We start from the raw sequence: 12,071 nt of genomic DNA, 5'->3' as shown, positions 1-12,071 counted from the left end.
AAAATGAAAAAACTTAAATATTTAATATTACTTATTGCTATAAGTCCAGTTTTTATGATTACTGGTTGCGATAGCGGATTTGACGAAGTCAACTCAAATCCAAATGATCCAAGTGCTGTTCCTGCAGAATTATTACTTGCCGGTGTTATTAGAGGTACTGGAAACACTGTTGGTAGTGCTTTTAATGGTGGAGAAACTGGTTCTTGTTGGGTACAACACTTAGGAAAACCTGTTTACAACACTAACGAACTTTATATTCCTAGACAAACAACTATTGATGGTGTTTGGCAAAATCTTTATAACGTAGTAGCTAAAGATGCCGCTATAATGGAAGAATTAGCAAATGAACAAGGAAATAGTAATCTAGAAGGTGTTGCTTTGGTAATAAAAGCGAATGCTTTTCACGTACTAACAGATATTTATGGAAACATTCCTATGTCTGAAGCATTAAAAGGTGATGTAGGAATTATTACACCTGTTTACGATGATAGTGAAACAGTAGTTTATCCAGCGATACTAGCTATGTTAGACAAAGCAATGACTTTATTAAACGGAAGTGGTACTATAGATTCTAGTCAAGATTTAATGTATGGAGGAGATTGGACATTATGGAAAAAATATGCTGCTTCATTAAAATTCAAAGTTTTAATGCGTGCTGCTTCTGGTGGTTACAATGCAACTGGTGAATTAACTGCGTTAGCAAATTCTGGAAATTTATTTTCTAGTAATGATGACGAAGCTAAACTAGTTTACCTTTCTTCTGCTCCTAATGCAAACCCATTCTACGAAACATTAGTTGATGGTGGTCGTGATACTGAATGGTGTATGGGAGAAGAATTAGTTAATTATATGATTAATACTGGAGATCCAAGATTGCCTGTTTACGCTCAAGAAGTTGGTGGCGACGGTTCTGGTGGCGGTTACGTAGGTAAACCAGCTGGTATTAGAGCTATTGGAGATTCTTTCTATGGAGATTCTAATAATGTATCTTTAATAGGTACTAAATATTTAGAAGCAGAACAACCTTTCTACTTTATGAGTTATGCGCACTTAAGCTTATTAATGGCTGAAGCTGCTGAAAAAGGCTACATAGGTGGAAGTGCAGCAGATTTCTTTAACCAAGGTGTTGCCGCTTCTGTTGCAGACAATGGTGTATCTGGAGCCCCTTCTATTACATATTCTGGAGGTGCTAATGGTTTAACACAAATTGGAGAGCAAATCTGGGTAGCATTATATATGCAAGGATTAGAGTCTTGGGCAGAATGGAGACGTACTGGTATTCCAGCGTTGCCTTTAGCAATTGATGCTGTAGAACCTAGTATTCCTTCTAGATATAATTATCCATTATCACAACAGTCTCTAAATAATGAAAATTATACAACAGCTGTTTCAGCTCAGGGGACTGATAATTTAACTACACCACTTTGGTGGCAAAATTAAAAAAAAAGAAAAAGATGAAAAATTTAAGAAAAATATTTTTAGCATTAGCAGCAATAGTTGCCTTTGCTTCTTGTGAAACAGACGCTGATACTGTAGCAGAAATAAAAGATGAAGCAGGGCTTTTAGTAAATGTATCTGCTACTTCTAATAGTTCTATTTTAGGAAACCCAGCACCTGGTGTTGATTTAGCAGATGCTGAAGTAACTGTTACTAATGCATATTTAAATATGACAGTTAGTAAAACAGCTGGTTCTATTTCAAGCTTACAAAAAATCGAAATTGTAAAGTCTTTTAATGGTGGCGAAGAAATCTCTTTAGGAGAGAGTACTTCTTTACCTTATACGTTAGAGGTTGGTACATTAGATGAATTATTAGCCGGAACTGGAGTTGCTGCTACCGATTTAAGAATTGGTGATGTTTTAGACTTTAAAACTAAAGTCTATAAAACTGACGGAAGTGTTTATTACTTTAACGCATCAATGGGTAATTATTCTTTAGTTATAAACTGTGCTTCTAATTTAGCTGGTTCTTATACTATTAATTATACAAGTGGTCCTGCTATTTATAATGTTATTGAAGTTTCTCCTGGTCTATATGAAAGTGATCAAATGATAGGATGGCCTACATCAGGGTATTGGGTAAGATTTACTGATACTTGTGGAGCACTTTCATTCGATATTAACGATTGGAGATTTGCTGGCAGTAACCCTGTGTCGGGTAACGGATATGTTGATGCTGACGGAAATTTAGTATGGAGCGGCATAGAAGTTGGTGGAGTTGGTGCTATAGGTACTGAATGGACTATGTTTAAAAACTAATTAAAATATACTTTTAATATTATGAAAAATATAATAAATAAAATTGGAGTATTTGCTCTAGCTTGTTTAGCTTTCACTTCATGTGAATCTGAAGATGACAACACCGGAGATTCATTAATAAATTATTCTCCTGCAACAGTAACTCTATCATCATCTTCGCCAACAATGTTTGATGAAAGTGCTATTGATGCTGATGATGCAAGTACCTTTCAAATTGAAGTTACTGCAACTTTATCAGCAGCACAGCCAACTGATGCCGTTATCGATTTAATACAATCTGGTGGTTCTGCAAGTTCAAGTGATTTTGAAGCTCACACAATAACAATACCTGCTGGTTCAACAACAGGTTCTGCAACTGTAGACATTTTACAAACAGGAGATATTGAAGGTAGTGAGACTTTACAAATCACAGGTGAATCAAGAGCTAATTTTAATGTATCACCTTTTACATTTTCTGCGACTATTGATAATGATTATATAAATGATCATTTAGATTTAGTTCTATCATGGGATGGAAGTGCGGTAAATGACGATGTAACAATCTCATCATTTTGTGAAATGGATTACGATTTAGTCCTTTTAGCTGAGGATTTCAGTCCTTTGGCTTATATTGCTGGTACAGCTTCTTGTCCTGAAGAAGATTACATTAGTGGTTTAGCGGATGGAACCTATTACATCGCATCTGATTTATATTCTAACCCTTACTCTGGTTTAGGATATACAGACGTGATTCCGGTAACTATTAGCTATAGTCAAGAACATTTTGATGTTTCTGGATCATTTTCTTCTTCTGAAGAAAGTCAACAAAATCTTAGCTCACCAGATTCTGGAGCAGTTGGAGGCTTTGGTGAAGGATTAGGTGCTGTTGTAATAAAATTAGTAGTAACCAATGGTTATGAGTATACTCTTACTAATTTTTATTAATTAAATGTTTTATAAATAAAAATTAATTATTTATAATAATATAAATAAATAAAAGCCAGTAATTAATTACTGGCTTTTATTTTTAAAAATATTAACTTTTAGCATTTTAGGTTTTAATAAAATTAAACTATTTTAGTAAAAAAAAGATGAAAAAAAATTACAAAATTGGTGTTTTAGCTTTATTAGCTATAGTAGGATTCCTTGGAATATCTATTTACACTACTCAAAACAATAATGAAAGTATTAGTTCCGCCGATGATATTAAGGATATTCATAAACAACATCTTAATACGCATCCATTTATAGAAACTTTAAAACTTTCTAAAAAGGAACGTAAAGCAGTAGGCATACCTCCAAACAAATATAATGAGGAACAATGGGTTTTAACTATGAATCCAGAACTGGGAAGACCAACTCCTATAAAAGTTGCCGAACTTCAAAAAGAATTACTTAATAATCAATTTGCATCTCGTGCACCTGGTGATAAAGCAGATAATTTATGGATAGATCGTGGTCCTAATAACGTTGGGGGTCGTACAAGAGCCATGATGTTTGATCCGAATGATGCTACTGATAATACCGTATTTGCTGGTGGTGTTTCTGGTGGTCTTTGGAAAAACACTAATATTAGTAGCCCTACCTCTGAATGGGTAAGAGTTGGTATTCCTGAAAACTTAGCTGTTTCAACTATTACTTTTGACCCTAACAATACAAATACTTTTTACGTTGGTACTGGAGAGTCTTATGTTGGACATACCGATGGTTCTGTTAATGGTGATGGCATTTGGAAATCTACAGATGGAGGAAACACATGGTCAAATATATTTGGTGGTAATACAGGTGTAAGTTATTTTGTATCTGCATCAAACATATCGGTTAATAGTCCTGCAGGTATTGCAGGTGATTATGAATCATTTCCAACTGATAATTTTGGTTCAGAAATTACGAGTGTCATTACAGCTGATTTTATATTAGCAAATGATGCTACTGGAGTTCCAACTGAAGCATGTAATGCTTTTGGTGCTGATGCTACAGGTAAAATAGCAATAATTAGAAGAGGTGATTGTCCTTTTGTTGACAAAGTAAAAAATGCTCAAGATGCTGGTGCAATTGCAGTTATTATGCTAAACAACGTGTCTGGTGAACCAATACCTATGGGAGGTGAAGATGCTAGCATTACAATTCCTGCAGTAATGATAACTAAAGAAAATGGTGATCTTATTGAAGATGCCATGGGGTCGGGAACTGTAAATGGTTCTCTTAACCCTGCTTCTGGTACTTTTACAGCAACTGTAGTTCCTGGTATACAACATATTAATGATATTAAAGTTAGAGATAACGGTGGAACATCTGAAATATATGTTGCTGCTGCAGATGCCTTATATGGATCTTCAAATGCTTCAACAACAGTAGGAGGCCTTTCATATGGTTTATATAAATCTACAGATGGGGGAGCGAACTGGACAGAAGTATCACTACCACTTACTGCAGATGGGAATAAACATTGCCCTAACGATTTAGAAATTGGTTCAGATGGAAAAGTATGGTTATCTACGACTCAAAGTAAATTATATGGTGATGGTGGTGGAATTGTATTCTCATCTGCAGATGGGAACACATTTACCCAAATTTATAGTGTAACAGATGGAGGCAGAACTCAAATTGCTGTTTCTGCAAACCCTGCTAACCCGGGTAAAGTTTACATTCTTGCAGAGCTAGTTGGACAAGGTGAAAATGACCCTCAAGTAAAAATTGTTAAAACCACATCTAATTTTGTACCAGCATTCTCGGTAAGGTCAAAAACACTACCAAATGATGCAGATACAGGTATTTCTGCAACCGATTTTACAAGAAATCAAGCTTTTTATGACTTATTACTTGATATTGACCCTTCAAATGATGATATCGTTTATGTAGGTGGTATTGACTTATTTAAATCTACAAATGGAGCTGAAGGAACAAATCCTTGGGTACAATTATCACATTGGTATGGTGGATTTAGCCTTCAAGAAGTACATGCAGATCAACATATTACAGCTTTTGGAAACAACGATGCTAATAAAGTTATTTTTGGAAACGATGGTGGTGTATATTACTCTGCTGATGGTGGTACAACTACTGAATCTAGAAATGTTGGATACAATACTGCACAATATTATACTGTAGCTGTTGGACCAACTACAGCATTCCCTACTGGAGATCATTTTGCTGGAGGATTACAGGATAATGGAACACAATTAACTGAAAATGGTGATCCAGCTGGTGACTCTAACGCAACAGAAATTCAAGGTGGTGATGGTGCTTATACATATTTTGATCAAGATGGTACAGATAGATATGTAATTTCAAATTATGTTTACAATGACAACATAAATCTTTATAATTTTGACGGAGCTAACGTTAATATTAATTCAGAAGGTGGTCAAGATGACCCTGACCCAGTAGGGGGTAATGGTGCTTTCATAAACCCAGGAGCCTTAGATTCTAACTTAGATATTTTATACACTAATTATTCTGCAGGCGGAACATACATTGTAAAAAGATACGCTGGAATAAAAGACTCAGCAACTTTAACAAAAACAGATTTAACTGATGAAGAGTTAACAACTACACCAACTGCATTTACTGTATCAACACATACAACTGCATCTTCTACGCTTCTTGTAGGAACTGTTTTAGGTGATGTTTTATTAGTAGAAAATGCTGATGGCGCAACACCAACATGGACAAATCTAGATGAGAATCGATTAGTTGGTAGTGTTTCTGATGTTGAGTTTGGACAATCTGAAAACGAAATTTTTGTAACCATGCACAATTATGGTGTAAACAATGTTTGGTATACAGATGATCAAGGAGCAACATGGCAAGCTAAAGATGGTAACTTACCTGATTTACCGGTTAAAACCATTTTACAAAACCCACTTAATTTAGAGGAAGTTATTATTGGAACAGAACTTGGTGTTTGGTATACAAACGACTTTTCTAGCGCTAGTCCAACTTGGAACACATCTTATAACGGAATGAGCAATGTAAAGGTCTTAGATTTAGATTTAAGAGATGACAATATGGTATTTGCTGCTACTCATGGTAGAGGTGTATTTTCTGGACAGTTAACTGCAACATCTTTAAGTACTGCAGATAATGTATTCACGTCTTCTAATTTAAGAATATACCCAACAGTATCTAATGGAAATATTAATATCATTTCTAATGATTATATTGAAAACACTAAATTAAATGTTTACAGTATAACAGGTAAAAACGTTTATTCTGGAAATTTAGATTTATCTAGAACAGAAAGTAAATTAGATTTAACTGGTTTACAATCTGGTTTATACTTGATGAAGTTTTCTAAGGATAACATAGAAACAACTCATAAAATAATGATAAAGTAATGACAAAGTAATTGTTATTAAAAATTTTAAAAGCCATCTAGAGTTTACTTTAGGTGGCTTTTTTTATTCAGCCTTATTTACAAAAAAGCTCAAGCTTTTAAATACAATAGTAATTTGTTTAATAAGTCTTTTTCATACCTTTGCCCCAATGGAAAACCAAACACAAATATTCGGAATAAGAGCCATCATAGAAGCAATAAATGCTGGTAAAACCATAGATAAAGTATTTCTTCAGAAAGGTGAAAGAGGTGAGTTATTTGGTGAGTTAGAATCTTTATTGAATAAAAAATCAATAAACAAGTCTTACGTTCCTATTGAAAAACTGAACAGGTTAACTAGAAATAATCACCAAGGTGCAGTAGCTCAAATTTCACCTATTGAGTTTCATGACATGGAAACTTTAGTTATGAGCGTAATAGAATCTGGTAAAACACCATTATTCCTGTTACTAGACCAATTAAGCGATGTTCGTAATTTTGGTGCTATTATTAGAACTGCAGAATGTACTGGTGTTAATGGTATTATTATACAAAAAAATGGTAGTGCTCCAGTAAATGGCGATACTATTAAAACAAGTGCTGGTGCTGTATTTAAAATTCCTATTTGTAAAGTAGACCACATTAAAGATGCTGTATTTTACATGCAAGCCTCTGGGGTTAAAGTTATAGCTGCTACCGAGAAAACAAACGATACACTATATGATGTTTCTTTTGTTGAGCCTTGTGCTATTATTATGGGATCTGAAGGTAGAGGCATAAATCCATCTACTTTAAAAGTTGTTGATGCTAAAGCTAAACTACCATTGCTTGGTGATATTGAATCTTTAAATGTTTCTGTTGCCTGTGGTGCTTTTTTATATGAAGCGGTAAGACAGCGCTTAAAATAGACTCAAATACTATTTAAGACTCGTTAATTATCATCTTTTTTAAAATGATATTTAATATGCAGTTGCTCCTCCTCTATTTCAATTTCTGGCTCAACGGATTCTATAAAGTTTCCGTCTTCATCAAAATGTTTTAGGAACGGATCGTTGTCTTCATTATAGTTTTCTTGTTCCCATACATACTTTTTAGGTTTTGCTATTTCTTTCCTAAAAATTAAAGCAAAGAGTAAACCCGTTATTAAACCAGCCATATGGCCTTCCCAAGAAATACCTTTTTCTACAGGTAAGGTATACCAAATCATGCTTCCGTAAAGAAATATAACCAATAACGATAATGCTATAAGTCTATAATGTTTAGCAAATACACCTTTAAAAAAGGTAAAACTTACTAAAACGTAAATAAGTCCGCTTACACCAATATGGTATGATGGTCTACCAATACACCAAGTTAGAAAACCAGATAATAGAATACCAAAGAAAAGCACTTTCCAAGCGATATGCCTATAGAAATAGAACAAAGCCGTTGATAACACAAATAAAGGTACTGTATTGTGATAAATGTGTTTGATGTCGCCGTGAATAAACGGACTCAATAAAACACCTCTTAACCCTTTTAATGTTTGAGGGTACACTCCATATTTACTAAAGTTATAACCAAAACGCACCTCGAACCAGAATACTAACCAAATAGCAAGTACAAAAAATATAGGGTAAGCTATGACGCCTGTTGAAAACTGAAAATGTTCTTTACCTTTCATTGTCTTAAAGTTAGCAAATAGTTATCCAATATAAGTTTATGTGCTAAATTGGCAGTTATGCATCTGCGTGAGGGGTTAAACGGTATGTTTGAAATCCTTTTTGCTTTTTCGGCAAAAAGATTGAGTAGTGAAAACCCGGCCCCCGATTTTTCTTCGGGGGACACGCCCAAAACTTAAATAATTTCATGTAATTTTGTAGTAATGAATGATAATGCGCCACTAGCCGAACGGTTACGACCTAAAACCCTAAAAGACTACGTAAGTCAAGCACATTTGGTGGGCGAAGGTGGAACATTAACACAGCATATTAAGCAAGGTTTAATACCATCTATGATTTTTTGGGGACCTCCAGGAACAGGTAAAACAACCTTGGCGAATATAATTGCTACAGAATCTGGCAGACCGTTTTACACATTAAGCGCCATAAATTCTGGTGTTAAAGACATTCGCGAGGTTATTGATAAAGCTAAACAAAGTGGTGGGTTGTTTACTACTAAAAACCCTATTTTGTTTATAGACGAGATACATAGGTTTAGTAAATCGCAACAAGACTCGCTATTACAAGCTGTTGAAAAGGGTTGGATTACACTTATTGGCGCCACTACAGAAAACCCGAGTTTTGAGGTTATTTCGGCATTGTTATCGCGTTGTCAGGTTTATATTTTAAATGCTTTTGATAAAACCGATTTAGAGACCCTGCTGCAACGGGCTATTGAAACCGACGCACACATTTCTAAAAAGAAAATTACGTTAAAGGAAACTAACGCACTTTTTCGACTATCAGGTGGCGATGCTAGAAAATTACTCAACATTTTTGAGCTTTTAGTAAACTCTTTTGATACCGATAGCGTTGAAATTACAGACGATGTTGTTTTAGAAAAAATACAGAACAACACGGTTCGGTACGACAAAACTGGCGAGCAACATTACGATATTATCTCGGCATTTATTAAATCCATTCGCGGCAGCGACCCAAATGGCGCGGTGTATTGGTTAGCCCGCATGATAGAAGGTGGCGAGGATGTCAAGTTTATTGCACGTCGTTTACTTATTTCGGCAAGTGAAGATATTGGCAATGCCAACCCAACCGCTTTGGTTATTGCAAACAACGCTTTTCAAGCGGTTACAACTATTGGCTACCCAGAAGCCCGCATTATATTAAGTCAATGTGCCACATATTTGGCATGTTCGCCCAAAAGTAACGCGGCTTACATGGCTATTGGCAAGGCGCAACAATTAGTTAAACAAACTGGCGATTTAAGCGTGCCTCTGGAGGTTAGAAACGCGCCAACTAAACTCATGAAAGAACTGGGTTATGGCGATAATTACAAGTATGCACATAATTACGAGAATAATTTTGCGCCACAAGAGTTTCTACCAGACGAGATTAAAAACACAACATTATACGACCCTGGAAATAACGCGCGCGAAAATGCACATCGAGAATTTCTAAAACAACGCTGGAAAGATAAGTACGGTTATTAAATTAAACTGGGCGTTCCCCGAAAAGGGTCGGGCTATACACTACAAGTCCGCGCTCGTGCCTCGCTGTGGGCTTTTCGTTACTATCCCTAACGCAAATTACGTTAAGATTAAAATTTAGAATTTAATATTTAAAGTCTCTTGCTTTAAAGTAGCACCAGAATAATACTCAATAACCCAATCGTTACCTTTCTTGTAAATTACAGCACTTTTATCCTCAACTAAAAACACATCTTTTAAATTAGTGGTTTTCATTTTGTATACCACTTTTGGCGAACTATCAACCAATTGAAATCCGTTATCAATAGCTTGTGCATACAATACATTTGATGGTCCTTCTATAACAGCAACGTCTTTAACTTGTTTCTTAACAACTGCTTTTGGTGCTTCTACTACTTCAGGTTTAGCCATTTTAGGAACCTCAACTTGTTTTTCCTGTTTTAAATTCTGTATTTCTTTTTTTAGCTGCTGTATTTCTTGAGTAACTTCAGTTTTAGCTTGCGTTTGATTTGTATTACCTAATGAGGTTACATTTGTGTTTGGGCTATACTTATAGTTTAATGCTTCAATAGATTTAAAAGCATTACGTAAAGCTAGATTGTATGCTGTTTTATATTCCTTTTCTCGGCTTTCTCCTACTGCAGAAGTAAAAACCACTTTATCATTACAGTCTTTAAGAATTATTTTAAGTTTTGTTTTAAACATTCCTGTATCCTTAATCACATCAGAATTTAAAGCCGAACATCTATTTTGCATTAATTCTTTCGGATAATCTGCACCTTCTTTTACTGCTTCAAAGCCATATTTATTAAATAAAAATTCGGTCAACGAGTTTAATTGGTATTGATCGTTTTCTTTCAAAAAATCATACTTTTCTGGAACAATAACATATTTATAGTTATTAATATTTGTTTGTGCATATACTGCAGATGCTATAAAACATATAATTGCAAAAGTTAAGAACTTTATTTTCATTTTTTATTAAATATATAATTAAACCCTAATTGTAAAGATACACTTTGTGCATCATAAATGTTTTGATATTGCAAAAAATTGTCTGCAAGTATGTAAAAATTAGCACCGCCAATATGAGTTGATAGTCCTAAGCCAATATTGTTAAAAGTATAGGAGTCTAATGTATATGACACTTTAGCTCGCAAACCTTTAAAAAAACGCCTATAATAATAAGCCGTAAGAGCTAATTGCGGACCCTTTGAACGCTGTATAGCATATAATTGTGCGCCAATTTTATTTACATAAAGCGTTTCTCCTTCTAAACAATTACAATCTTTAGTTTTTTCTTCACCAAAACTATAATTTAACGAAGTATTAAACTTTACTGGACGCCAGGTTGTATAGGCCTCTTCATTATCATTTACATCAAATAAATCTTCGAATTCTTGTTCTATATTACTAAAAAACTCATCTGCTGTATCACCTTCATTCTGATCAAAAAATATGGGATCTACACCTTCAAATATAAAATCACCTTTAACTTTATAATTCTCCACATCTTTACTATGTCTAATAAACCCAATGTCTTGTAAACTCGCATCTAAAGTCAGTTGCTTTGTAAGGTTATAAGTAAACCCTATATCAAAACCTAAGCCTAAATTACCGCCTAACAATAAACGTTTAGACACATCGCTAGGCTCAAAACGAGGCTCAATACCATCACTAGTATAACCCGAGGTTTGTAATGCAATATCTAAATTAAAAATATGCTGATAAAAATTATTATCGCTTGTTGTGGTGATAAAAGACCCTTCATTTTTAGTTGTAGTAGCATTAATTACACTAGAGTAAATTTTCCCTCTTACGCCATAAGTAAACTTATCACTAACTTTTTTGTTGTAACCTAAATGCCATACAGAAATAACTTCTGAACGCGCACTAATATGGTCTGCACTAAATGGTCTACCTATATTTCCTTGGTTGCCTTCTAAAGCCAAAACCGCAAAATCTTTTGGAAAGTAAGCTATAAAATCAAACTCTTGATAAATACCAAAACTTATATATTGATCTTTCCCGTAATTATTATTTAATGAAAAGCCACCAGAAAGCACTTCTAGTTGTTGATTAGCGGTATAGAAATCCTCTGGCTTAGCAGTATTAATAAAGTTCTCTAGTTTTATATTAAAGTTAACCCCATCAACGGCAAATAAATCGTAAACCGTACCACCAGACGTTGCTGCACTTAAATGCAAATGCGATGCTAAGGGTATACCAAAATAACCCATGTTAGAAACTTTTCCGCCAGGATTTAAAAGTAAGGCTTGAGGTATTTCTGAAAACCCATAAAGTAATTGTTTGTTTTGGCCAACAGAGCACCATGTTATGAGAATAAATAAGATACTTATTTTTCTCATAA

9 protein-coding genes are annotated in these 12,071 nt (G+C 34.5%); 6 read left to right on the top strand and 3 right to left on the bottom strand.

The window, feature by feature from the left end:
• Positions 1 to 3: 3 nt before the first annotated feature.
• The 5 genes from SJY43_RS06970 (at position 4) to rlmB (ending at position 7,463) form a co-directional block, all read left to right on the top strand.
• The gene (locus tag SJY43_RS06970; RefSeq protein WP_396603128.1) at positions 4 to 1,440 is read left to right on the top strand and encodes a SusD/RagB family nutrient-binding outer membrane lipoprotein; all 1,437 of its coding nucleotides are present in this window, start codon (positions 4 to 6) and stop codon (positions 1,438 to 1,440) included.
• A 14-nt stretch (positions 1,441 to 1,454) separates the two neighbouring features.
• On the top strand, positions 1,455 to 2,258 hold the full coding sequence (locus SJY43_RS06965; RefSeq protein WP_396603127.1) for a hypothetical protein: 804 nt from the start codon (positions 1,455 to 1,457) through the stop codon (positions 2,256 to 2,258).
• Between the two features lie 21 nt (positions 2,259 to 2,279).
• Positions 2,280 to 3,182, top strand: a complete 903-nt coding sequence (locus SJY43_RS06960; protein WP_396603126.1) for a hypothetical protein — start codon at positions 2,280 to 2,282, stop codon at positions 3,180 to 3,182.
• Positions 3,183 to 3,328: 146 nt separating this feature from the next.
• Complete coding sequence (locus tag SJY43_RS06955) at positions 3,329 to 6,577, top strand: PA domain-containing protein (protein WP_396603125.1); 3,249 nt, start codon at positions 3,329 to 3,331, stop codon at positions 6,575 to 6,577.
• Positions 6,578 to 6,725: 148 nt separating this feature from the next.
• Entirely contained in the window at positions 6,726 to 7,463 is a 738-nt protein-coding gene (rlmB, locus tag SJY43_RS06950) for a 23S rRNA (guanosine(2251)-2'-O)-methyltransferase RlmB (RefSeq protein WP_396603124.1), read from the top strand.
• Between the two features lie 23 nt (positions 7,464 to 7,486).
• Here the strand turns inward: rlmB and SJY43_RS06945 are convergent, their stop codons facing one another.
• A complete protein-coding gene (locus SJY43_RS06945) occupies positions 7,487 to 8,218 on the bottom strand; it encodes a rhomboid family intramembrane serine protease (RefSeq protein WP_396603123.1) in 732 nt (243 codons plus the stop codon).
• 201 nt (positions 8,219 to 8,419) lie between these two features.
• Between SJY43_RS06945 and SJY43_RS06940 the strand changes: the two genes are divergently transcribed.
• On the top strand, positions 8,420 to 9,703 hold the full coding sequence (locus tag SJY43_RS06940) for a replication-associated recombination protein A (protein WP_396603122.1): 1,284 nt from the start codon (positions 8,420 to 8,422) through the stop codon (positions 9,701 to 9,703).
• Positions 9,704 to 9,817: 114 nt separating this feature from the next.
• Here the strand turns inward: SJY43_RS06940 and SJY43_RS06935 are convergent, their stop codons facing one another.
• Positions 9,818 to 10,675 (bottom strand): hypothetical protein, encoded by an 858-nt coding sequence (locus SJY43_RS06935; protein ID WP_396603121.1) that lies wholly within the window; start codon positions 10,673 to 10,675, stop codon positions 9,818 to 9,820.
• Positions 10,672 to 12,069, bottom strand: a complete 1,398-nt coding sequence (locus tag SJY43_RS06930; RefSeq protein WP_396603120.1) for a DUF5723 family protein — start codon at positions 12,067 to 12,069, stop codon at positions 10,672 to 10,674. The genes SJY43_RS06935 and SJY43_RS06930 overlap by 4 nt, the downstream gene beginning before the upstream one ends.
• Positions 12,070 to 12,071: the final 2 nt, after the last annotated feature.

Origin of the sequence: Algibacter sp. R77976 (assembly GCF_044594645.1) — a bacterium.
GTDB lineage: Bacteria > Bacteroidota > Bacteroidia > Flavobacteriales > Flavobacteriaceae > Algibacter_B.
The sequence above is the reverse complement of the archived record's forward strand: the minus strand, read 5'-3'. Positions and strand labels throughout refer to the sequence as shown.

Coding starts and splice junctions, on each gene's coding strand:
- SJY43_RS06940 (WP_396603122.1), top strand. CDS start 8,420: ATGAATGATAATGCGCCACTAGCCGAACGGTTACGACCTAAAACCCTA.
- SJY43_RS06930 (WP_396603120.1), bottom strand. CDS start 12,069: ATGAGAAAAATAAGTATCTTATTTATTCTCATAACATGGTGCTCTGTT.
- rlmB (WP_396603124.1), top strand. CDS start 6,726: ATGGAAAACCAAACACAAATATTCGGAATAAGAGCCATCATAGAAGCA.
- SJY43_RS06970 (WP_396603128.1), top strand. CDS start 4: ATGAAAAAACTTAAATATTTAATATTACTTATTGCTATAAGTCCAGTT.
- SJY43_RS06955 (WP_396603125.1), top strand. CDS start 3,329: ATGAAAAAAAATTACAAAATTGGTGTTTTAGCTTTATTAGCTATAGTA.
- SJY43_RS06945 (WP_396603123.1), bottom strand. CDS start 8,218: ATGAAAGGTAAAGAACATTTTCAGTTTTCAACAGGCGTCATAGCTTAC.
- SJY43_RS06960 (WP_396603126.1), top strand. CDS start 2,280: ATGAAAAATATAATAAATAAAATTGGAGTATTTGCTCTAGCTTGTTTA.
- SJY43_RS06965 (WP_396603127.1), top strand. CDS start 1,455: ATGAAAAATTTAAGAAAAATATTTTTAGCATTAGCAGCAATAGTTGCC.
- SJY43_RS06935 (WP_396603121.1), bottom strand. CDS start 10,675: ATGAAAATAAAGTTCTTAACTTTTGCAATTATATGTTTTATAGCATCT.